Genomic DNA, 22,642 nt, shown 5'->3' with positions numbered 1-22,642 from the left:
GAGTTCGGAACAGCAGTCTCAATTCGCAGGAGGCAGCGACAGGATGGTCAACCTCAAGTCTTTCGACCTCAATCTGTTGCTGGCGTTGAAGGCGCTTCTCGAAGAGAAGAACGTGTCGCGCGCCGCAGAAAAGTTATGCCTGAGCCAGCCCGCCATGAGCCATATTTTGCGCAGGCTGCGCGACCAGCTCGACGATCCGATACTGGTGAAGTCCGCATCGGGTTTGGTCCCTACGGCGCGCGCGCTTGCGTTGCTGGAGCCAACGGCGGCCGTGCTTCGGGAGATCGAAAGGATTGTCGAACCCCCGCCAGAATTTGATCCCGCGACCAGTCGCCGGCGTTTCGTGATCTCCACAAGCGACTATGTCGGGTTCGCCCTGTTGCCGACGCTTGCCGAGTCGATGATCCGCATCGCCCCACATGTTGAGGTGCATATTCGGCAGCCGATAACCGGGCCGCCCCACATCGTGCTCGAGAAAGACAATATCGATCTGGCGATCGGCTTCGACGCAATCTTCGGCGGCGCGCCGCATGTCTGTTCGCAGATGTTGATGGGCGAGAGCATCGTTTGCCTCACAAGAAAATCGAACGCGCAAGTCCCGGGCGATCACATCAGTCTGGCGCAATTTCTGGAATGCAAGCATGTGCTGATCAGCTGGCGGGAAGCAGGGACGGGCCTGATCGACGACAGTCTCGCAAAGCTGGGGCTACGTAGAAACGTCTTTCTTGTTCTGCCGAACTTCTTGACGACGCCCTGGATTCTCGAGAAGACCGACCTCATGCTCTGTCTGCCACAAAGGATGGCCGAGCAGTTCGTACAGCTGGCTCCACTCAAAATCCTGCAGATCCCGATCGACCTGCCGCGCTACGCGTTGATGATGCTTTGGCATCCGCGCCACGAAAAAGATCACGCGCATATGTGGCTGCGGGAACGCGTGCGGATGGCCTGCCGCCGCGACAGCGGCAACGATGCGAACGTCGGCGCTGGCGCCTAGGCGCAGGATCGACACGCCGCAGGAACACGGCCCGACAAAGATCCGCGTCGGGCCGCGGGCCTGTCAATCGACTGAGAATCTCTTGTTCGCGCTGGCGCGTTCGACCGCAGTGCGCGCTTGAGCAAATCGCCGTGGCTTATCGAACCCCTAGCATCGCTGCGGGAGCGACCCGAAAAGTGAGCCGCAGGGCAGTTCCCATGGGACTCGGCGTGATCTCCAAGGCTCCGTCGAGGTGCGCCGCAATATCATGCATGAGCGTAAGGCCCTTTCCTGAAATTTTGGTCGACTGGGACAATGTTTTTAAAGGAAAGGGCGCTCCGTTGTTTTCAACGACAAGCTCGACCTCGCCCCGAAAACACCGGACGCGCGTTTCGATCCTGCCCTTCTCGAGACCGACGAGGGCGTATTTGAGAGCATTTACCGTCGCTTCGACGACCACAAGCCCGACGCTTTTTGCGCGCGCGCAGTCAATTTCGAAATCCCCGTCTATGGTCACGATGCTCTCATAACGACTGTCAAAGGCCGAATGCAGAGTTTCGGCGAGAAGCCTAACGAAAGAGCCGAGGCTGCAAATCTCGTGCTCATTCGTATCGAGCGCGCCGTGGAGCGCCGCGGTCGCGCAGATGCGCGAAACGCAGATGTCGCATTGTACCGGATGGCCACACTGTCTCCGCTGCGCGGCAAAGAGAGCCGATAAGACCTGCAATTCGTTTCTGATCCGATGGCAAATCTCTTCGTAGCGCTGCTGCGACGCGGCCAGCTGCGCTCTCAGCGAGGCTATTTCCCGCCTCAATTCCGGCGATCCGTCTGATGCTACATTCAAAACGATTATGCCTCAATCCTGTAAGTTGTTCTAGTATCAAGCATATTTATCTTGGCTGTTTTATGTTCAGATATTTTTCGAAGCAAACTCAGACGTGTGGGTCGCGTTGTGGAGAGGGTCAGAAGCGACGCGCACGCGCTGGCGACGATTCCCTGTTCGGCGAAAAGAACAAGGCCATCGCGAGTTAGTCCTTGTTCTTTCCTTCTTCCCGGATCTCACCGGTCAGCGACTCAACCAAAGCCGCATTAAACATCCGCTGAGGGTCGCGAGCACCTTCGTCCATGGCTCCTTCGCGCCTAGATCGGGCGCGAAGCGAACGTCTTCGCGGCATCGCGATACGCAACTGCGGCGGCCGCCTTCAACATCAACAGCGCCGCAAAGGCGCCGAGATTGATGAGAAAGATCCGCGTCACGACCGGCGCGGTGAAATGATCGACGCCGGGTCCTGTCGCCGCCGTGACCGCCAGAATCAGGCTCTCATAGACGACGAAGGCCGCAAGGAAAGCGGCGAGTCCTCCAGCAAACCCATGAAAGCGGCGCGCGATCAGTCCGGCGCTTTCACAGGAGAGCAGAGCGATGACGCCGAGCGCGCCGCCCCAGAATAGCGTAATGGCGTCCGTCGAATAATGCAGGAACAGAAAGCCGACCGCCTGATTGGCGAACCAGACTGCGCCCGTCAGCAGCAGGGCCTCGCGACGCGCCGTTGTAAGCGCGGCGACGGCGGCGAAACCCGCGAGCGGCAAGGCGCAAGCCCAACCGAAGCTCAGAATAATGCTCGCGGCGATGAAGGTCGCGAACCAAAAAGCGCGGCGGTTTGTCGTCGGAAGAGTGGAAAGCGTCAGCGACATGAGGTTCTCCTTTCAAGTGAACATTGGGGAAGTGAATTCATAAGCGCGGCGCGTCAGCCGCCGCGCAACCGCCCTGCTGAACGATCGATGGGATCGGGTTCGTGCAGGCCAAACCAGCGCGCACGCAATTTGTCCCACAGCGCGAGGCGCGACCAATCCGGTTCCTTCAGGACTTTGTCCGTCTCCGCGTCGAGGAAGGGATTGGGCAGCAGCACGGTGATCTGCTGTTCGCCGGCGCCGTTGAACAGCTGCAGTCCCCACGACATCGGCACGCAGCTCATGTTTCGCCGGCGATAGAGTTCGGCGCGCGACGTGCGCCTGAGTTTTGCAAGTTCGGGCGACGTCGGCCGCGCGCGCGATCCCTTGTTCTCGCCGATGCAGACGTGAAAATGCGTGACGCCGAAGGCGACCGTGAGATAGCCGTCGAGCAGCCTGATGCGCGTCGGCGCGCGGTCGGCGTGGATCTCCCACGCCGCGCCTTGAATGATCGGCCCGAAGACGATCTCGCGCCAGTGATGTTCGAAAAGGTCACGAATGAGCTCTTCGAGACTCGCCGGATCTGTCGGCAGCGAGAAGACATCGAGCGCCGCGCCATCAGGCTCGACGATGCGTCTTGGCGTTATACTTGGCGTCACGTCCGCGTTGGTTTCCATATCGATCTCCCTGCCATTCATTCGTCACCAGGCGTATTTCACGCCGCCATAAAAGGCGCGCGCCGTCGTGGAATAGTTGTAGACCTCCTCGTAGAGCGCATTGCCGACATTCTCGATGCGCCCATGCAGCGTCAGCTGGTCGGTCAGCCTGTAATTCGCGAAGAGATCGAGCCGCACATAGGGCGCGAGCATCACGCGTTTGTTGAAGATGAAATCCACGTCATGCGCGGAGCCGACGATATTGGCGCGCGCCTCGAGTTCGAGACCCGGCGCGCCCGTATAAATGACCGACCACATGCCCTTGTGACGCGGACGGCGCAGCAGCGTGCGTCCAGCGTAGATGCTGTTCTCGTCGTCATCGAGATTTCGCGCGGCGAGAAACGTGTAGCTTCCGCGCAACAGCAGAGCGCCGGGCACGAGACTGGCTTCACCCGAAAATTCGACGCCGCGCGTATCCGCTCGTCCGACGTTGAAATAGCAGCCGAAGATTTGCGTCGACGCGCAACTCTCAGCCTTGCCGAACTGCACGAGATTCGCATAGCGATTGGCAAAGACGGAGACGGAGGCCGTGGCGCGCCCGCCAAAAAAGCTCTGATCTATGCCGGCGTCGAAGCCGAGCACGCGTTCGGGCGCGAGCGCCGGATCGCCATATTCGGAAAACCTCTGAAAGAGCGAAGCGGTCTTGGCGCCGGTGGCGGCGGAGCCGCGCAGCCGCATGCCGATCTCATCGATGCGGAAATTCGCCATCGTCCGCCAGGTGAGAAACGTTTGGTTCTTGCTCACCGCATCGGCGCGGCCCCCGTAGGAAATATCGAGGCGGTCGAAGAGCGTGAATTGATGCTGCGCATAGCCCGACCATGTCGTCTGGACGGCGTGCGTCGGCGCGTAATCATCGACGATCCAGGCTTCGCGCGAATTCTGCGCCGTCTCGGTTTCGACGCGCGAGCCAAGCGTCGCGAGACCAAAGGCGCCAAGCGCGATATCGCTTTGATATTCGACGCCCCTGCGCCCGCCGAGATAGCCAAAGCGGCAGTTTTGCGACAGGAAGCTCTGCATGTCGAAACAGGCTTCCGTCATCCAGGCGTCGCGATTGCCGCGGTTGGCGTAGAGCGTCAGCCGGTTGCGTAGACTCTTGTCGAACATATCGGCGCCGAGCCGCACATAGCCCTGCATGAATGTCGCATGCTGATGATTGAAAGAATCGAAAACGCTAAAAGGACTGAAGGCGTAGGGATTGTCGTAGCGAATGGCGCTGTCGTAGCCGGCAAGGCCCGCCTCGATCCGCGCATCTTCGGTGAATTCATAGCCGATGCGCCCGGTGACGCCGACATTGTTCGTCGGATCATTGGCGGGCAGCGGCGGCAGCGGCGTCGTCTGATCGCCGATCACGATGGGGCGCTGCTGACGATAGCCGTAGCGCGGAAAGCCATCGGCATGCAGGCCGGAGATCGACAGCGCGTAGGAGCCCTGCCCGTCGGCGCCGGAGATCGACGCGCGCGAGGACGACGTCCCATAGGCGCCGCCTTCCGACATGAGCCAGCCTTGCGGCGCGCCCTTTCCGCGACGCGTGATGATATTGATCACGCCGCCCATCGCGTCCGAGCCGTAAAGCGCCGATTGCGGACCGCGCAGCACTTCGATCCGCTCGATGTCGGTCGGAAGCAGCCGACCGAAGTCGACCGAACCGTCCGTGCTCGTCGGATCGCCAATGCGGATGCCGTCGATCAGCACCAACGTCTGACCTGGCGTCGAGCCCCGCAAAGCGACGGAGGTCTGCGCGCCGGGCCCGCCATTCGAATAGACGTCAAGTCCCGGAACGCCCCGCAGAACGTCGTTGAAGCCGAGCGATCCGCGCTTTTGAATGTCACGCGCATGAATGACGCTGACCGAAGCGCCAGTGCTCGATGCCGGCTGCTCAACGCGCGTCGGCGTGACGACGGTTTGGTCTTCGACGTCGGCGCCGGGTGAACCCGGCTGCGCCGGGCTTAAAGGGCCGACCTCGATGACCGGCAAGGAGTGCTGGGCGAAAGCGACGGAAGTGGAGAGCGATAAGGACAGCAGAAATGCGCCGCGCAAGGCGGGGCTCTGAATGTGGATATGCATGCGCGTAGACTCGCAGCGAGACGTGGGCCGTCACTGCGAAGGTCTTTGCCCACACGCCGACAAGGCGAGAGGCATCGGCCGCATCGGTGCACCCCGCCCGACGCTTTCGCGCGTGACCACGAAGCGACGGCAGGTCTCCTGGCTCGCGGGTTGTCGCCTCGGACCGCCTTCCCAGAGCCTTATGGCTCCAGTGGCTTAGTGGTCGTCGGCTCGCCGCTTACAGTTGCGGGGGCAGCCGCGGAATTGCGCACGAAGCAGCGCGCTCACCGCATTCCCATTTTGATCCCGTTAGGAACCGTCTGCTGCAAAATAGAATGCCGATCGCATCACGAGTCAAGAGCGTGGCCGTAGAAGATTGCTCCTCTCACTGCGATCACGCCGCCGCCAGCGCCGCAAGCACACGCGCCCAGGAGCGCGTTCCCTTGTGAAACGATGTGTAGGAATATTTCTCGTTGGGCGAATGGATGCGGTCGTCGTCATGCGCGAAGCCGATCATCAGCGAATCCATATTGAGGTCGCGCTTGAAGGCGCCGACGATCGGGATCGAGCCGCCGCAACCCGCGAGCACCGCTTCCTTCTCCCATTCTTCGGCAAGCGCGCGGCGCGCGCGATTGAGCGCCTCCGAGCCGAAGGGAAGTTGCAAAGCGTTCGACGCGCCATGTGAAATGAATTCGGCCTTGGCGTCCGTCGGCAGACGCTCGCGCACGAAACTGCGGAAGCTTTCCAGGATCGTTTTGGCGTCCTGCTTGCCGACGAGGCGGAATGAGAATTTCGCCGACGCCTGCGCGGGCAGCACCGTCTTCGATCCTGCGCCGGTGTAGCCGCCGATGATTCCATTCACGTCGCAGGTCGGGCGCGCCCAGATCTGCTCGATAATTCCGCGGCCCGTTTCGCCGCCAACGCGCGTGAGGCCGATTTCCGAAAGCCATTTGGCCTCATCGAAGTCGATCGCGCGCCATTGCTCGGCGATGTCTTCGGGAATCTCCGGCACGCTGGCGTAGAAGCCGGGCAGCGTCACCTTGCCCTCGATGTCATGCAGATCGGCGATGATTTTCGCCAGCACATGAATCGGATTCAGCACCGGCCCGCCGAACATACCGGAATGCAGATCATGGCTCGGCCCTTTGATGATCACCTCTTCGAGCGCGAGCCCGCGCAACATCACCGTGATCGCCGGCGTCGACGCGTTCCACATGCTGGTGTCGCAGACAAGCGCGAGATCTGGCGCCGAGAGTTCGTCCTTATGCGCGGCGAGAAATCCCGGAAGCGAGGGCGACCCGGTCTCCTCTTCGCCCTCGAACAGAAAAGTAACGTTGCACGGCAGGCCGCCATTCGCCTCGAAGGCGCGGCACGCTTCGACGAAAGTCATCAGCTGGCCTTTGTCGTCCGAGGCGCCGCGGGCGACGATGTCCTTGCCGTCCTTGCCCTCGGTCAGCCGCGGCGCGAAGGGCTCGGTTTCCCACAGCTCCAGCGGGTCTGGCGGCTGCACGTCATAATGGCCGTAGAACAGCACATGCGGCGCATCCTTGCGCTTCGCCTTGGCGTGGCCGACGACGATCGGATGGCCGGGCGTCTCGCGCACTTGCGCTTCGTAACCAAGGCCGTTGAGCTGATCCTTGAGCCAGTTCGCCGCCCGCAGGCATTGCGCATTATAGGCCGGATCGGTCGAAACGGAGGGAATGCGCAAGAGATCGAACAGGCGTTCTCTCGAAGCGTCGAGATTGGCGTCTATCGTATTGAGGACGGCTTCGATCGCGGCCATGAATCAGCTCCTCGGTGAGGAGCCGAAACTAGTGCCTATGCATGGCGAGGGGAAGACGCGCGATGGCACAGGGCTGCCTCGTCCTTCGAGACGACCGCTTCGCGGTCTCCTCAGGATGAGGAAGCCCTGTTGCTTCTCTTGACCTCATCCTGAGGAGCCGCCTTTAGGCGGCGTATCGAAGGACGAGGTCAAAAGGAGGTTGCTCACGCGCTCGGCGCGAGCATATTCTCCGGCCGCACGATCGCGTCGAACTCGACTTCCGTCACCTTGCCGGAAGCCAGCGCCTCTTCCTTCAGGCTCGTGCCGTTTTTGTGCGCGGCGCGCGCGATTTTCGAGGCCGCGTCATAGCCGATCTTTGGCGCGAGCGCGGTGACGAGCATCAGCGAGCGGTCGAGGAAGCGCTTGATGTTGGCCTCGTCCGCTTCAATGCCGTCGACGCAACGCGCGACGAAACTGTTGATGCCGTCGGCGAGCAGAATGGTCGATTCGAGCAGCGCGAAGCCGACGACCGGCTTCAGCACATTGAGTTCGAGATGGCCCTGCGAGGCGGCGAAGGTGATCGTCGCGTTGTTGCCGAAAACCCGCGTGCACACCATGGTCAGCGACTCAACCTGGGTCGGATTGACCTTGCCCGGCATGATCGACGAACCCGGCTCGTTCTCGGGAAGCCTCAGTTCCCCGAGGCCGGCGCGCGGCCCCGAGCCGAGCAGGCGAATGTCGCTCGCGATCTTGTAAAGACCCGACGCCAGCGCGTTGAGCGCGCCATGGGCGAAGACGATCGCATCATGCGTGGCGAGCGCCTCGAATTTGTTGGGCGCCGAGACGAAAGGCAGTCCTGTCTGCTCCGCGATATCGGCGGCGACCTCTTCGCCAAAGCCTTTGAAGGTGTTGACGCCGGTGCCGACCGCCGTGCCGCCCTGAGCGAGCTCCAGAAGGTCGGCGAGCGTCGTCCTGATGCGCCTTTCCGCGTATTCGGCCTGCGCCGCATAGCCGGAAAACTCCTGGCCGAGCGTCACCGGCGTCGCATCCTGCAGATGGGTGCGGCCGATCTTGATGATGTCGGCGAATTTCACCGCCTTGGCGTTGAGCGAAATATGCAGCCGCTCGACGGCGGGAATCAGTCGACCGGAGATCGTCGTGGCGCCGGCGATGTGAATGGCGGTGGGGAAACTGTCGTTCGACGACTGCCCGAGATTGACGTGGTCGTTGGGATGAACGGGCGATTTCGAGCCGCGCGGCGCGCCGAGCGTTTCATTGGCGCGATTGGCGATGACCTCGTTAACGTTCATGTTGGTCTGGGTGCCGGAGCCGGTCTGCCAGACGACGAGCGGAAAATGCTCGTCGAGCTTGCCGGCGATCACTTCGCGGGCGGCGGCGACGATCGCGTCGGCGATTTTAGGCTCGAGCAGGCCCTTCCTGGCGTTGACCTTGGCGGCCGCGAGCTTGATGCGCGCCAGCGCATGCACGATCTCGATCGGCATGAGATCGCCGCCGATCGGAAAATTCTCGCGCGACCGTTCGGTCTGGGCGCCCCAATAGGCCCAGGACGGCACGGCGATGTCGCCAAAGGAGTCGCGTTCAATTCTGTGATCGTCGGTCATCGGCTCGCTCGCATGGAAAGGGGCGTTTGGCGCGCCTCCCTATGCGGCATTTCCGAGCAGCGTTCAATCGCGCGTGGCTGCGGAGAGCTGCTCGGCCGAGGACCATTCGCGCGGCTCGGCGCTTGGCGGCGCCGACATCAGGTCTGAGAGCCGATTGCGGGCGCGATTCACCCGGCTCTTCATCGTGCCCGGCGCGCAGCCGCAGATTTGAGCCGCTTCCTCATATGACATGCCGGAGGCGCCAACGAGGATCAGGGCTTCGCGCTGGTCGAGCGGCAATTTTTGCATCGCGTCGCGGAAGTCGAGAAAATCCATATGCGCGTGCTGCGATTCCGGCGCGACCAATCGTCCGGCGATCAGACCGTCGGGATCGGGAGCCTCGCGTCGGCGCTTGCGAAATTCGCTGTAGTAGATGTTGCGCAGAATGGTGAACAGCCAGGCGGTGAGATTGGTGCCTTCCGAAAAGGTCGCGAGACTGCCCCAGGCCTTGACCAGCGTTTCCTGAACGAGGTCGTCGGCGCGATCGGAGTTTCCGCAAATCGACACTGCGAAGGCGCGCAAGCTCGGGATGGCTGAGATCAGATCAGCCTTTAATCCCTGTCCTGCCGAATGCGCTTCTTCGCTTGCCTTCACTCACTCTTCCTCGGCGCGCTTGATGTCGCCGCGGAGGATAGCACATTCGTTTCGAGTTGGTTCAAAAGTTTCAGAAACCGATCGGGAACCGGTTGAGCCACGACATCGTCGTAGAGATTGCGGAGCTCCTTTCCGATCGAGTCCTGGAATTCCACCGGCCGCGGTCGCGGGGCCGGCTGTGCGCCGCAGTGCGCCTCCCCTACTCCTCGGCGACGATCGCCGAATTCGTCACGTGTCATCACCCACCCTGCAAACGTCCCCACCCTGCGAGGGCCCGGTCTCGAAGAATACCGCCCGTCGCCTGCGAAAGCGTCGTCGTCTGCTTTCGCCCGCGCAACTATATTCTCCGGATTCTTATTCCCCATGGAGCCCTCTATTTTAATATGCATGATTTCTGGAGCCGCCGCGTTATACTGCGCCGCAAGGACGGTAGGCAAAACGCACCGCTGAAGGATTGGTTCCCTAAAATGCCGAGCAGTTTTGACGTATTGTCCAAGTTTTGAATCTGCTTAGCCCGCACTCCTCTCCTTTGCGAGGCTCCATGCTGCTGGAGTTGTAAGACATGTCGGCGTCAAAGGAAATTTCAGCGCATATTCCCTATTTGAGACGTTTCGCGCGCGCATTGGTCGGCGATCGGGAGGGCGGCGACGCCTATGTGCTGGCCACTCTCGAAACCGTTGTCGCGGACCCGAGCCGCATCACAGATTCCGATGACCTGCGCATCGCTGTATACCGTCTGTTCCTGGATGTCTGGGCGGCGTCGCCGATCAACGCCCACACCGATCGCTCCGGCGCGCTGGCGGAAAACGGCCGACGCAATCTCGACGCTATTTCGCTGAAGCCGCGAATAGCCTTTTTGCTGCAGGCGCTCGAAGGCTTCGATCTCGACCAGATTGGTCAGACTCTACATGTTTCGGAGATCGAGGCTGGCGCCCTGATCGAGGCGGCGAACGGCGAGATCGCCGACCAGATCGCGACCGACGTGCTGATTATCGAGGACGAGCCCCTGATCGCCCATGATCTGAGGAGCATCGTCGAGGAGCTGGGACATCGGGTGGTCGGCATGCCGCGCACTCACGCCGAGGCGCTGGCGGCCATACAGCAAGGCAACCCGGGACTGATTCTCGCCGATATCCAGCTCGCGGACGGCAGTTCCGGGCTCGACGCCGTAAACGAGATCCTCGTCTCTCTGTCCATCCCGGTGATCTTCGTCACCGCCTACCCTGAGCGGTTTTTGACCGGCGAGCCGCCCGAACCGGCCTTTCTGATCGCCAAACCCTTCAACGTCGAAAGCCTCAAGGCCGTCATCAGCCAGGCGCTGTTTTTTGAACGACGCGCCGGACGCCGCGAACAAAGCGCGCCGCGGGTCGGCATGTGAATCTCTGATCTTATTGCAAACATTAAATTTTTCGCCCTCGCCGTCCCGGCGGGGGGATCCTTCGGGACTGCGAAGATAAATCGCCACCGCCCAGAAACATTGGCCGACCCCGCGAGTTATAGCCCAAGGCGCTGGGGGAACTTTGTGAGGCGGCCCATGGACGAGAATAGAAAATCCAGCCGCGGTTTTGCGTCAATGGATCCCGAAAAGCAGCGGGCCATCGCACGCAAGGGCGGCCAGAGCGTTCCTGACGAGAAACGAAGTTTCTCGCAGAACCCCGATCTTGCGGCCCGGGCAGGACGCAAGGGCGGTCAAAGCGTGAATCCGGCCAAGCGGAGCTTCTCGCGCGATCATGCGCTCGCTTCGGAAGCCGGCCGCAAAGGCGGACACGCTTCGCATGGAGGCGGCGCCCAAAAACGCAGCGCGCCGCTCTAAGGAGCGGCGCGATTTATGCCGCAAACGGCTTCGAGCGCTGCGCGATCAGCGAATAGAGCGCATCGTCGTCGCGCGTCCCGCGTAGCGTCGCCACGAGGCCTTGCTCCCTCAGCATCCGGGCCGCGCAGGCAAGCGCCTTGAGATGATCAGCGCCCGAACTCTCGGGCGTGAGGATCATGAACACGAGATCGACCGGCGCGCCGTCAAGAGACCCGAAGTCGACAGGCCGGTCAAGACGGCCGAACACGCCGTAAATCCCCTTCAATTTCGCGAGCTTGCCATGTGGAATGGCGATGCCTTCGCCAATTCCCGTCGAGCCCAGCCGCTCGCGGTGAAGAAGCGCATCGAAGATCTCGCGCGCGGGAAGCCCGCAAATCTTCGCGGCCTTCTCGCTGAGTTCCTGGAGAAGATGCTTCTTCGTCGTCGCCTTCAGTGAGGCGCAAACCGAATCCGGCGAAACCAAGTCCGTTGGCCGCATGCGACGATCATCCTGCTTCTCATGGGAGGTCTAGGGCCGCCGAAGGCGCAGACCATCCTTGAAATTTCAACGTCTCGCTATTTTCGCCAAACCCGAAGGGACGTGGGAAAATGGCAAGATACGTGCCGAGGAGGCCGTTATTATGGCCGTCCCACGACGTTTTTGCTGTCAGCGCGCGTCGCCTTCCGACTCGGGGGTGTCGATCCAGCCGATATTTTCGTCGCCGCGCCGATAGACGACATTCAGGCGGCCGGTGTTGGCGTGCCGGAACACCACGACGGGCGCGCCAGTGAGATCGAGGTCGAGCACCGCCGCCGAAACAGACAGCCGGCGCAATTGCGTGGTGGATTCGGCGATGATCGCGGGGCTGAACTCCGCCGACGCCTCATTTTCCTGATCGGGCGCCTCAAGCACGTGATAGGCGACGACCTCGGCCTGAGCGCCGTCGCCATGCTCGTGATGGCTCTTGAGCCTGCTCTTGTAACGGCGCAGGCGCTTTTCGATGCGCTCCGCCGCCTGGTCGAAGGAGGCGTAGGGCTCCTGTGCGCGGCCGTCGGCCTGCAGCACGATTCCGGAGGCGAGATGCAGGCTGCAGTCGGCTCGAAAGCCCGAGCCCTCCGGCGAGATGGTGACGTGGCCGCTGACTCGGCCGTCGAAATATTTCGCCGCCGCCGTCTCCAGCCTCTGCGTCACATGAGACCGAAGCGCTTCGCCGATGTTGATGTTCTTGCCGGAAACCCTAAGAGACATTTTGCAATCCGAACTTTCGTTGCGAGCGAAGTTTCGGCGCGGAAAGGGCCAGCCGCGCCTGCCGCGCCGCCGTCAGACCAACCGCCAACGCGCCCCCATCCGCCCTGGAACTCCGCCTGAGGGGTCAGCGAATCGCCCGCCATCTAACCAAAGAGCGGAAATTCCGCGCAGCGTTAGAAGCCTCGGCGTGCGAAGTCAATGGAGTCTTCCCCAACGGCGAAGCTTCAAGCCTCAGGACGACATAGGACAATTAATTGGTTGTCATGCGCGCCTGCGCAAGCTTGGCGCGGCGGCGATCGACCGAGGATGGAATGCGCAAACTGTCGCGGTATTTCGCGACCGTGCGCCGGGCGATTTCAATGTCGCTCGCCTTCAGCCGTTCGACGATCGCGTCGTCCGACAGGATGCCGTCGGGCGTTTCCCGATCGATCATCTGCTTGATGCGAAAGCGCACCGCCTCGGCCGAATGCGCAGCGGCGCCGCTCGTCGTGGCGATCGACGCGGAGAAGAAATATTTGAGCTCGAAGACGCCGCGCGGCGTCATCATGTATTTGTTCGACGTCACCCGCGAGACCGTCGACTCATGCATGCCGATCGCATCAGCGACGGTGCGCAGGTTCAGCGGACGCAGATGTTCGACGCCATGCGTGAGGAAGGCGTCCTGCAATCGCACGATTTCTGAAGCGACGCGTAGAATGGTGCGGGCTCTCTGCTCGAGACTCTTGGTCAGCCAGTTGGCGTTCTGCAGGCAGCTCGAAATGAAGCTTTTGTCCGCGGGGCCGGTGGCGACGGCGCTGACTTGCGCCGCATAACTGTGATTGACCAATACGCGCGGCAGCGCGTCAGCGTTGAGCTCCACATGCCAGGCGCCGTCCGCAGCGGCGCGAACAATGACGTCGGCGACGAGCGGCTGAATCGGGGCGCCGCCGAACGCCCGGCCGGGCTTGGGCTCCAGCCGGCGCAGCTCCGCCGCCATGTCGGCGACGTCTTCGTCGTCGACGCCGCACAGCTTGGCGAGTTGCGCAAAATCGCGGCGCGCGACGAGCGGGAGATTGGCGACGAACGCTTGCATCGCCGGATCATAGCGGTCGCGCTCCTTGAGCTGGATCGCGAGGCACTCCGCAAGATCGCGCGCGCCGACGCCGGAAGGGTCGAAGGTCTGGATCGTCGCCAAAATGCGCTCGGCTTCCGCCATGTCCGCCTCGAGACGGGCGGCGATCTCGCCAAGGTCCTCTCGCAGATAGCCGCTGTCATCGATCGCATCGATGATCGATTGGCCGATGATTCTGTGACGTGGATCGGGGCAGGCGAGCGCCAGCTGTTCGGCGAGATGCTCGTGGAGGCTCTGACGATCGGCGACATAAGCTTCGAGATTGGGCGCTTCGCCGTCGGCCGGCCCGCCGCCGGCGGCGCCCGTCCAGGAGGTCGCCGAAAGGCCGGCGCCGTCGGGGGCCTCATCCCGCGCCCGCTCCCCGATCAAAGGGCCCTCGGGCTCAAAAGCATTGCTCATGTCGGCGCCGAGATCGGCGGAGAGCGTCGCGGAGTCGACGGCGAGATCCTGTTGCGCCCAGTCGCCCTCCTGCGGCCCTTCAAAGGGCTCCGCCGCGCTCGGCTCCGCGCCCTGGGAAGCATCGGCCGCGTCGACGCCGCCATCGCCTTCCTGCGCTTCGAGCAGCGGATTGCGCTCGAGTTCATCATGCAAAAAGGCGGCAAGCTCCAAATTGGAAAACTGCAGCAGCTTGATCGCCTGGAGCAGCTGCGGCGTCATCACCAGGGCTTGGCCCTGACGCATCATCAACTTGGTGGAAATCGCCATAGTCGCTCGGCCCACTCGATACGCGATCGGCCGCCGCTCTGCGGCCCGGTTCTTGCTTATATCACTTCGCCTAAGCGCGCCTAGGGCCAAAAAAGCAGCGCGAGGCGAGGCAAAACGCCTAAGCCTTAATCAACCTTCGTCGATCGTGAAACTGCCCCGATTTCTCAGGGCGAAGACGACCCTTGTCGCATCGACGCCAGTTGGCTGGGGCGCCGCCGAGCGGCGCCTGTGGCGCTACATGCGGAAATCTTCGCCAAGATAGATGCGCCGAACGTCCGGATTGGCGACGATTTCGTCAGGCGTTCCTTCGGTCAGCACATGGCCGTTGTAGATGATGTAAGCGCGGTCGGTGAGCCCCAGCGTCTCGCGAACGCTGTGGTCGGTGATGAGCACGCCAATGCCGCGCGCTTTCAAATGCCGCACGAGGTCCTGGATGCCGCCGACCGCAATCGGATCAATGCCGGCGAAAGGCTCGTCGAGCAGCATGAAGGAGGGGTGGCCGGCGAGCGCACGGGCGATCTCGCAGCGACGCCGTTCGCCGCCGGAGAGCGCGACGGCGGGCGTGTGGCGCATGCGCGTGAGGCGGAACTCTTCAAGAAGCGCCTCCAGCTCCTCCTCGCGCTTTTTGACGTCGGGCTGGGTGATCTCGAGCACGGCGCGGATGTTGTCCTCGACCGAGAGGCCCCGGAACACCGACGCCTCCTGCGGCAGATAGCCGATTCCGAGCCGCGCGCGGCGATACATCGGCAGCGGCGTCACATCATAGCCGTCGAGCGAAATCATGCCCTTGTCGGGCTTCACCAGCCCTGTGATCATATAGAAAACAGTGGTTTTGCCAGCGCCGTTGGGGCCCAGCAGCCCGACCGCCTCGCCCCGCGCCACATGCAGGCTCACGTCTTCGACGACACGGCGCGCTTTATAGGACTTCGCGAGATTATGAATGGAAAGCAGGCCTTGTCCGTCGAATCCGGCGGGTTCCCGATAGGCGGAGCCGGGCTCGAAGGCCGGCGGCTCAGCCTGTTCGTTTGTCGGCGCGGGTCCCCAGAAGTTTGCGTCGCGCGCCGCCTCGTCGGAATCGGCGCCTAAGTTTTGGGCGTCGCGCCATTGGCCTTCCGCGATGTCGTCGGGCTTTCGCGAGCGCCTCACGCCGTTAGCGAGCCGCGCCAGCGACTGGCCGGCGGCGCGAAAACGCATGGAAAGGGCGGAAAGATAACTCAAGCGCGCCTTGTCCGTCGCTCTGGGCGTCCAGCGGTTGGAAGCGACGCTCGTCGCCCCGTCAGGGGCGCCAAAGGCCGCTTCGGAAACATTAGCTCGGCGCCGCCGGGCTGCGGCGCCAATGTTGCTGTCAGGCCCAAGGGCGCTTCGCCGCGGCCTGCTTTTCGTAGTCGTCGATCTTGTCGGCTTTTTGGAGGGTCAGACCGATGTCGTCGAGCCCGTTCAGCAGGCAGTGCTTGCGAAAAGGGTCGATGTCGAATGTGATCACGCCGCCGTCCGGCCCGCGAATCTCCTGCGCGGCGAGGTCAACGGTCAGGGTGGCGTTGGCGCCGCGCTTGGCGTCGTCCATCAGCTTTTCGAGCTCGGCCTCGCTCACCGCGATCGGCAAGATGCCGTTCTTGAAGCAATTGTTATAGAAAATATCGGCGAAACTCGTCGAAATGATGCAGCGGAGCCCGAAGTCGAGCAGCGCCCAGGGCGCATGTTCGCGCGACGAGCCGCAGCCGAAATTGTCGCCGGCGACAAGGATGCGGGCATTGCGGTAGGCCGGCTGATTCAGGACGAAATCGGGATTCTCGGAACCATCGTCGCGATAGCGCATCTCCGAAAAGAGGCCCTTGCCGAGGCCGGTGCGCTGAATGGTTTTGAGATACTGCTTGGGGATGATCATGTCCGTGTCGACGTTCATGATCGGCAGCGGCGCGGCGACGCCCGTCAGCGTGGTGAACTTGTCCATGTTTCTTTCGGTGTGGCGCGAGGAAGTCTAGCGCCCTTTACCAAATCGCCGCAGCGAGGGCAAAGCGCGAAGGGACGCGGGGATCGCCAAAATCAAAATGTTAACTTTGTCGGAGCGTGCTCTGGGCCTCGCTCCCCGCCTCCGCCTTGCCGCCGCGCAGAAGCAGAAAGCCGGCCAGCAACATCGCGGCGCCCCAGATGATGAAGCCCGCGTCATAGATCGGCCATTGGGCGCGATCGACTCGTTCATTCACATGATGGATGCCGAGGACGAGATGGTTGATGACGCCATCGTAGAGGTTGAATCCGCCCCAGCCGATCAGCAGCGCGCCCGCCAGGCGCCGGCCGGACCACATGTAACCGGCGCGGCGCGAGGCGCGCCACAGAAGGAACAGTCCCACGCCGACGCAGACATAAGCGAAACTGTGCAAGATCCCGTCCCAATAGGTGTTGAATTCCATGCCCTCGACTGTCCCGGCGGGGCTCCAGTTGCTGACCAGATGATGCCATTGCAAGAGTTGATGCAGAACGATGCCGTCAAAAAAGATGCCAAGGCCCACGCCAAGAATGATCGCGGCGGCGGTCGGAAAGCCGCCCCCGGCGCGGGCGGGACGAATGCTGGCGGACTGCGTCATGGCGATTCCTGCTCCACCCCGTAGACCTTTGCAACGCCCGGGGCCGAGACGTGTTCCGCCCTCGCATTTTTACAAAGTCTTCTGCTAAAGGTGTTGGGCGAAGCTGAAGTCCGAGCGATCTCGCCATGACGCTGCCCACCACGCTGAACGGTCTGCTTATCGAAGTCCTCGGCTATCTCGCCGCGGCGGCGAGCGTGTTCGTTTATGTGTCGAACACCATGATCCCCCTGCGGATCGCGGCCATCCTCGCCAATGCGCTGTTCGCCGCTTACTTTTTCCTCAAGGGTCTCTACCCGCTCTTCGCGCTCAACGCCTTTCTGGTCCCGGTCAACATCGTGCGGCTCCGGCAGATCCGGCGGCTCGTTCAGGATATTCGCGCCGCCGCCTCCGAGGATTTCGATTTCGAATGGCTGCGTCCCTATATGCGGCCCATAAAGCTTTCCGAAGGCTTCGTCCTGCATCGCATCGGCGACCTGTCCGAGGAAGCCTATCTCTTGGTGCACGGCGAGATCCATCTGCGCGAACCCGACGTCACGCTGAAGCCCGGAACGCTCTTTGGCGAGATGGGCATGTTCACCAATGAAAATCGCCGCACCGCCACCGCGGTCGCCGCGACCGACGTCGAGCTTCTTTGCGTGCGCTATGACGATCTCTTGCAGCTCGCGGCGCAGACTCCGCAATTTGGCTTTTACCTGATGCGGCTCATGGTTCGGCGCATGCAGCATAATGTGGAGCTCGCCCGCGCCCGCAAGGGATGAGCGCTCCCATTTCGTGCCCGTAAGCGTCCCCTTTCCGCGTCATGCCCGCGCTTGTCGCGGGAATCCACGCCGAGACACTGCGCCATGTTCCCCAATCTGCGTCGCCATAAAGACGTGGATGGCCGGGACAAGCCCGGCCATGACGGGCGGGCGTTTACGAAAAGCGTCGATGGAGAAACGAATGTCGCAAAAAATCTACCCCGTGCCGGACGACTGGAAAAAGCGCGCGCGCATCGATGAACCGACCTATCGCCGGCTCTACGAACGCTCAATCAAAGACCCCGACGGCTTCTGGGCAGAGCAGGCGCAGCGCATCGACTGGATCACGCCCTTTTCAAAAGTGAAGCGCACCAGCTTCGACACGCATAATGTTTCGATACGCTGGTTCGAGGACGGCACCACCAATGTCGCGATGAATTGCATCGACCGGCATCTGCCGGAGCGCGCCAACAAGACCGCGATCATCTGGGAAGGCGACGATCCTTCCGTCTCGCGCCATATCACTTACGCCGAACTGCATGAAGAAGTCTGCCGCTTCGCCAATGTGCTCAAGAGGCACGGCGTCAAGAAGCGCGACCGCGTCACCATCTATCTGCCGATGATTCCCGAAGCCGCCTTCGCGATGCTCGCCTGCGCGCGCATCGGCGCCGTTCATTCGGTGGTCTTTGGCGGCTTCTCGCCGGATTCGCTTGCGGGACGCATCGCCGACGCGGAATCACAGGTCATCGTCACGGCGGACGAAGGCCTGCGCGGCGGCAAGAAGATTCCGCTGAAAGCCAATGTCGACGCGGCGCTCGACAAGGTTTCCGCGAAAACGGTCATCGTCGTGACGCGCACCGGCGCCGAGATCGACATGCAGCCCGGCCGCGACTTCCGCTACGAGGAAGAAGCCGCGCGCGTGCACGCCGATTGTCCCTATGCGGAGATGGACGCGGAAGATCCCCTGTTCATCCTCTATACGTCCGGCTCAACCGGCAAGCCGAAGGGCGCGCTGCATACGACGGGCGGCTATCTCGTCTACACATCGCTCACGCATGAACTCGTCTTCGATTATCGCGAGGTCGACGTCTATTGGTGCACGGCCGACGTCGGCTGGGTGACCGGACACAGCTATATTGTCTACGGCCCGCTCGCCAATGGCGCGACGACGCTGATGTTCGAAGGCGTGCCGAATTATCCGAGCGTGTCCCGCTTCTGGGAGATCGTCGACAAGCATAAGGTCGATATTTTCTACACGGCCCCCACCGCCATTCGCGCGCTGATGGCGGCGGGCGAGGCGCCCGTCAAAAAGACCAGCCGCAAGTCGCTGCGCCTGCTCGGCTCCGTTGGCGAACCGATCAACCCGGAAGCGTGGGAATGGTATCACCGCGTCGTTGGCGAAGGCCGCTGTCCCATCGTCGACACATGGTGGCAGACGGAGACCGGCGGCGTGCTGATCTCGCCGCTCCCCGGGGCGATTGATCTCAAGCCCGGCTCGGCGACGCGGCCGTTCTTCGGCGTCGCGCCCGAGATCGTCGATCCGCTCGGCAATGTCCTCCAAGGCCAATGCGAAGGCTTGCTCGTGATCTCGGATTCATGGCCGGGGCAGATGCGCACCGTCTATGGCGATCACGAACGTTTTGCGCAGACCTATTTCTCGGCTTTTCCGGGCAAATATTTCACCGGCGACGGCGCCAAGCGCGACGCCGACGGCGATTACTGGATCACCGGCCGCGTCGACGACGTCATCAATGTCTCGGGCCATCGCCTCGGCACCGCGGAAGTCGAGAGCGCGCTCGTCGCGCATGAGAAAGTGTCGGAAGCCGCCGTCGTCGGCTATCCGCACGACATCAAGGGGCAGGGCATCTACGCCTTCGTCACGCTCAATCAGGGCGTGACGCCGAGCGAGCATCTGCGCAAAGAGCTGGTGCATTGGGTGCGCCATGAGATCGGGCCGATCGCGACGCCCGACATCGTGCAATTCGCGCCGGGACTGCCGAAGACGCGCTCGGGCAAGATCATGCGGCGCATCTTGCGCAAGATCGCGGAGGGCGAATTTGGCGCACTTGGCGACACGTCGACGCTCGCCGATCCGGGGGTCGTGGAGGAGCTGGTAAAGGCCAAGTCTATCAAATAAGTTGGCACCGGTTAAATGTTATGGTGCAACCATGTTGGATGGAAGTCTCGCGCTTTGGTACGAATCTGACGAAGTGCAAGTTGATGGTCACGAGCCATGTATTGAACTCCACTTTAACATGTGGAGAAACTTACCTGGCTCTAAGATGGACGCGCTTGATGTTGGCTTTCGCATCAAGGAGAGGCACGCGATTGAGAAATTGAATTTTTTTGTGCCCGCTAAGATCGAGGCTGCTAACGTCGTTGATTTATCTCAGGTGCTAAAGGATCAAAAGACGCTTTCAGCGGTCTTTAACGAGAGTCTACGCATTGGACGAGAGACAAATGATGCCTTCGCGGCACTTAAATCAAACTCTAGCGTTTCCCTTTATGTTATGAAATTGGATATGCAATCCGACGTCGAGATCCGGCATATCTACGACGGAGATAAGACGGCGGGAAGCATCCTTCAATTTAAAGAGAGCATTTTCAATAAAATGAGTCAGGTAGGCGACTACTACATCAGGATTAGGCTTTTGCTAAGCGGGCAGCTTCGCCAATTGTTTGTAAGTAACTTCAAACAAGCCGATAGAATCTTCGTCAGCTCGTTTTATACGACTGATATGATTGAATTTCGGTTAAATGAACGTCGGACCTTCCCGGCTGGATTGCTGCAGGCTTACCCAATGATGCGCTGGCCAAAGTTGTCGGCCATATATTTCATATTAATCAGGGATTTTAGAGCGGAATTAGTTAGATCGCACACCGGTTTTCACAAAATAAGGCGGTTGGAAAAACACCTATGGTCGAGTTATCTCGCATCTTTAAGCAAGAAAGCGCCACAACAGATGATGCTATATCATTGGCGTGTAAAAGCATCCACAGAGAATATAGATGATTTCACTGCTTTTGCGTCGTTCAGGACAATAAACCATCTTATCCCACTGTATATTTTTGCAATTGTTCTCATCGGCATGGCGGCTACGGCCTTTGAAGCGGAAATATATGCTTATCTGAGCCCGTCAGGACCTGATTGCGCCGCTCAAACTAATTGGAACCATTTAAAGATCGGGATTGCGGCTTTAACGTTGCTTTCTTTGCCGACCCTAGTGAGTCTAGCAAAAAAACTTTTTCGTTTCATGATTCGACGAGGGATTCACATCGTGGGCGGTTCGTGTCAATAAGTCACTTCGACGTGGTGAGGGCTCGCTGTGATTCGCTTATCTTGGACAGACCCTTACAGGCTGTCAGCGATCATCGGCTCCGAGAACGGTGATTGCTGGAGTGCATTGCGCCGCTTGGAATGCTTCTATCCCGGATTTGAGAACTGGTATCACACACAGGTGATGCCCGGCTTAAGATTAGGGACGAGAGAAGCTTTTCTTTCTTACCGTGAAAATTTTTTAGCTGGAGTCGCGATCGTGAAACGCGACCCTTCGGAAACTAAGCTATGCACACTATGGGTAGTTCCGGAATTCAGGGGTCTGGGAATCGGCAGAACGCTAGCTGCCAGCGCATTTGAATGGCTTGGCACTAATCGTCCCCTCTTCACAGTGCCTGAAGAGCGGATAGGTGAATTCGACAAACTTGTGTCGGCATGGCATTTCAAACGCACTCAAGTTATTGAGGGCGTATACCGTAGCGGCAAACTAGAGCACGTCTTCAACGGACGTCTAATCAGACCCTCCTAAAAGGCCTTTGAGGATCAAGTCAAAGGCTACAACGTCGCCGTCCTTGATTGAGCCGAACGGAACCCTGCCCTTTCTGGCTAACCGACGAGCGTGAATATGTTCAAGCTCCCCAAGATCGGATAGCTCATCAACGCACACACCGTTCTCGCGAGCCCTTCGCTTCATGATCTCTTTGGGACTTGTATCAACAAACAGGATGTAGCTTACCGGCAACCGACTCACGATGGTATCGGGAACGAGTTGGGGGCCGTCTATCGTTTCGATCAGCAGGTGTCCATCCAGTACGATGAACGCTCTCTCTGCTGCTAGGTCCGAAATCTTATCAATGAGATATTCCTGGTTCAAGAGGGCGTCGCGGGCCCGGAGCTGTGTTGTCGGAAGCCCAGCTGACCGAAGCAAATCACTTGCCCTAACGAGAACGAAGCCTAGAGACAGAAAGTCTGAATTTTTTGTAAGAGAGCTTTTTCCGCTACCTGACAAACCACAAACTATAACAATCATCTTACAGCTCCAATCGAGCGGATCAGCTCTTCGCGGGCGTAACACCAAGCTTGTGGTGGGACGAACCGGAACTGTTCCCGGAGACAGGCGAGTGACCATGGCGGGATCTCTCGAACTTCATCAATTTTGATCGCATAGGCGATATTCCTAGATCGGAAATACGATTCGAACTCGTGACGATTAAGGCCGGTCAGAGAACCGACCTGCCTCCAAACTTCTTCACGTGTTCCCGAAATTATCGGACCTACCTTGCACACCACCCTAAGCCGACTCGCAGGCGAGGTCTCGTAGAGGAACGCGGCGGTCGGCCCAGACAATTTTGGTGGCCGTCGACGAAGCTCATACTGCTTTGCACCGGAGAGAATCTTCTCCACCCATTCAGGATGTATGCTGAATATCAAAGCGTCGCTCACGTGTGTTACTCCTGCGAATAGTTCCTCATTCGCTTTCCTTAACGGACTGATGGCGAAAAACCGCCCCTCTTTGGCGCCCTGCCGCCTGTTCCGACGCCCTGCCGCACCGCATCTTACCTCTTCAGAAAAGAGGACCCAGGAGATGCGGCGCTTTCTTGCCATCTTGTCGGACTGATCGCGGCTGCCCCCGCACGCGCGGATTCCGATGTGGAGCATGCGCGATATTCGGTGGTCGCCTCGTCAGGGGCCATCGAAATTCGCGACTACGCGCCGCAGATCGTCGCAGAGACGACGGTCGCCGGCGAGCGCGGCGCGGCCATTAGCGA

At 60.7% G+C, this 22,642-nt stretch carries 22 protein-coding genes, 1 pseudogene and 1 riboswitch; of the genes and pseudogenes, 7 read left to right on the top strand and 16 right to left on the bottom strand.

All coding sequences use genetic code 11. The features are described from left to right. The first annotated feature begins 43 nt into the window (after positions 1-43). The gene (locus IYW40_RS08425) at positions 44-994 is read left to right on the top strand and encodes a LysR family transcriptional regulator (RefSeq protein WP_196400235.1); all 951 of its coding nucleotides are present in this window, start codon (positions 44-46) and stop codon (positions 992-994) included. 136 nt (positions 995-1,130) lie between these two features. Here IYW40_RS08425 and IYW40_RS08420 read toward each other — a convergent pair whose 3' ends face one another. The 8 genes from IYW40_RS08420 to IYW40_RS21755 form a co-directional block, all read right to left on the bottom strand. Continuing rightward, a complete protein-coding gene (locus tag IYW40_RS08420) occupies positions 1,131-1,787 on the bottom strand; it encodes a sensor histidine kinase (RefSeq protein WP_196400234.1) in 657 nt (218 codons plus the stop codon). Positions 1,788-2,113: 326 nt separating this feature from the next. Further along, positions 2,114-2,665, bottom strand: coding sequence for a hypothetical protein (locus tag IYW40_RS08415; protein WP_196400233.1), 552 nt, complete (start codon positions 2,663-2,665; stop codon positions 2,114-2,116). A 53-nt stretch (positions 2,666-2,718) separates the two neighbouring features. Next, positions 2,719-3,318, bottom strand: a complete 600-nt coding sequence (locus IYW40_RS08410; RefSeq protein ID WP_246720723.1) for a hypothetical protein — start codon at positions 3,316-3,318, stop codon at positions 2,719-2,721. 24 nt (positions 3,319-3,342) lie between these two features. Next, a complete protein-coding gene (locus IYW40_RS08405) occupies positions 3,343-5,421 on the bottom strand; it encodes a TonB-dependent receptor (RefSeq protein WP_196400231.1) in 2,079 nt (692 codons plus the stop codon). A gap of 110 nt (positions 5,422-5,531) precedes the next feature. Then, positions 5,532-5,736, bottom strand: a riboswitch (cobalamin riboswitch). 58 nt (positions 5,737-5,794) lie between these two features. Then, positions 5,795-7,183: a M20/M25/M40 family metallo-hydrolase gene (locus tag IYW40_RS08400; RefSeq protein ID WP_196400230.1), complete on the bottom strand. Its 1,389-nt coding sequence runs from the start codon at positions 7,181-7,183 to the stop codon at positions 5,795-5,797. A gap of 203 nt (positions 7,184-7,386) precedes the next feature. After that, on the bottom strand, positions 7,387-8,784 hold the full coding sequence (gene fumC, locus IYW40_RS08395; protein WP_196400229.1) for a class II fumarate hydratase: 1,398 nt from the start codon (positions 8,782-8,784) through the stop codon (positions 7,387-7,389). A 63-nt stretch (positions 8,785-8,847) separates the two neighbouring features. Further along, on the bottom strand, positions 8,848-9,417 hold the full coding sequence (locus IYW40_RS08390; RefSeq protein ID WP_123174513.1) for a sigma-70 family RNA polymerase sigma factor: 570 nt from the start codon (positions 9,415-9,417) through the stop codon (positions 8,848-8,850). Beyond that, complete coding sequence (locus IYW40_RS21755) at positions 9,414-9,656, bottom strand: NepR family anti-sigma factor (protein WP_246720722.1); 243 nt, start codon at positions 9,654-9,656, stop codon at positions 9,414-9,416. The genes IYW40_RS08390 and IYW40_RS21755 overlap by 4 nt, the downstream gene beginning before the upstream one ends. A gap of 323 nt (positions 9,657-9,979) precedes the next feature. On the opposite strand from IYW40_RS21755, the gene IYW40_RS08380 reads away from it, so the two are divergent. After that, complete coding sequence (locus IYW40_RS08380) at positions 9,980-10,795, top strand: response regulator (RefSeq protein WP_196400227.1); 816 nt, start codon at positions 9,980-9,982, stop codon at positions 10,793-10,795. A gap of 156 nt (positions 10,796-10,951) precedes the next feature. Continuing rightward, on the top strand, positions 10,952-11,230 hold the full coding sequence (locus IYW40_RS08375) for a general stress protein (protein ID WP_175093773.1): 279 nt from the start codon (positions 10,952-10,954) through the stop codon (positions 11,228-11,230). Positions 11,231-11,243: 13 nt separating this feature from the next. Here IYW40_RS08375 and IYW40_RS08370 read toward each other — a convergent pair whose 3' ends face one another. From IYW40_RS08370 to IYW40_RS08345, 6 genes are all read right to left on the bottom strand, one after another. Continuing rightward, on the bottom strand, positions 11,244-11,708 hold the full coding sequence (locus tag IYW40_RS08370; RefSeq protein WP_014891684.1) for a PTS sugar transporter subunit IIA: 465 nt from the start codon (positions 11,706-11,708) through the stop codon (positions 11,244-11,246). 168 nt (positions 11,709-11,876) lie between these two features. Next, positions 11,877-12,458: a ribosome-associated translation inhibitor RaiA gene (raiA, locus tag IYW40_RS08365; protein ID WP_196400226.1), complete on the bottom strand. Its 582-nt coding sequence runs from the start codon at positions 12,456-12,458 to the stop codon at positions 11,877-11,879. A gap of 250 nt (positions 12,459-12,708) precedes the next feature. Next, a complete protein-coding gene (gene rpoN, locus IYW40_RS08360; protein WP_196400225.1) occupies positions 12,709-14,274 on the bottom strand; it encodes an RNA polymerase factor sigma-54 in 1,566 nt (521 codons plus the stop codon). A gap of 234 nt (positions 14,275-14,508) precedes the next feature. After that, positions 14,509-15,492: an LPS export ABC transporter ATP-binding protein gene (gene lptB / locus IYW40_RS08355; RefSeq protein ID WP_196400224.1), complete on the bottom strand. Its 984-nt coding sequence runs from the start codon at positions 15,490-15,492 to the stop codon at positions 14,509-14,511. A 127-nt stretch (positions 15,493-15,619) separates the two neighbouring features. After that, positions 15,620-16,225: a 3-isopropylmalate dehydratase small subunit gene (gene leuD / locus IYW40_RS08350; RefSeq protein ID WP_196400223.1), complete on the bottom strand. Its 606-nt coding sequence runs from the start codon at positions 16,223-16,225 to the stop codon at positions 15,620-15,622. 100 nt (positions 16,226-16,325) lie between these two features. Further along, complete coding sequence (locus IYW40_RS08345) at positions 16,326-16,859, bottom strand: DUF2243 domain-containing protein (protein ID WP_196400222.1); 534 nt, start codon at positions 16,857-16,859, stop codon at positions 16,326-16,328. 125 nt (positions 16,860-16,984) lie between these two features. Here IYW40_RS08345 and IYW40_RS08340 point away from each other — a divergent pair, with 125 nt between their 5' ends. From IYW40_RS08340 to IYW40_RS08330, 3 genes are all read left to right on the top strand, one after another. Beyond that, positions 16,985-17,617, top strand: a complete 633-nt coding sequence (locus IYW40_RS08340) for a cyclic nucleotide-binding domain-containing protein (protein WP_196400221.1) — start codon at positions 16,985-16,987, stop codon at positions 17,615-17,617. A gap of 181 nt (positions 17,618-17,798) precedes the next feature. After that, positions 17,799-19,733: an acetate--CoA ligase gene (gene acs, locus IYW40_RS08335; RefSeq protein WP_196400220.1), complete on the top strand. Its 1,935-nt coding sequence runs from the start codon at positions 17,799-17,801 to the stop codon at positions 19,731-19,733. A gap of 145 nt (positions 19,734-19,878) precedes the next feature. Next, complete coding sequence (locus IYW40_RS08330; protein ID WP_196400219.1) at positions 19,879-20,895, top strand: hypothetical protein; 1,017 nt, start codon at positions 19,879-19,881, stop codon at positions 20,893-20,895. A 489-nt stretch (positions 20,896-21,384) separates the two neighbouring features. Here IYW40_RS08330 and IYW40_RS08320 read toward each other — a convergent pair whose 3' ends face one another. After that, positions 21,385-21,903 (bottom strand): AAA family ATPase, encoded by a 519-nt coding sequence (locus IYW40_RS08320; protein WP_196400217.1) that lies wholly within the window; start codon positions 21,901-21,903, stop codon positions 21,385-21,387. Then, positions 21,900-22,316, bottom strand: coding sequence for a hypothetical protein (locus IYW40_RS08315; protein ID WP_196400216.1), 417 nt, complete (start codon positions 22,314-22,316; stop codon positions 21,900-21,902). The genes IYW40_RS08320 and IYW40_RS08315 overlap by 4 nt, the downstream gene beginning before the upstream one ends. Before the next feature lie 207 nt (positions 22,317-22,523). Here IYW40_RS08315 and IYW40_RS22230 point away from each other — a divergent pair. Further along, a pseudogene (locus IYW40_RS22230) lies at positions 22,524-22,619 on the top strand (heme-binding protein); the annotation flags it as partial. Positions 22,620-22,642: the final 23 nt, after the last annotated feature.

This window comes from Methylocystis sp. H4A, assembly GCF_015709545.1.
Taxonomy (GTDB): domain Bacteria; phylum Pseudomonadota; class Alphaproteobacteria; order Rhizobiales; family Beijerinckiaceae; genus Methylocystis; species Methylocystis silviterrae.
The sequence above is the reverse complement of the archived record's forward strand: the minus strand, read 5'-3'. Positions and strand labels throughout refer to the sequence as shown.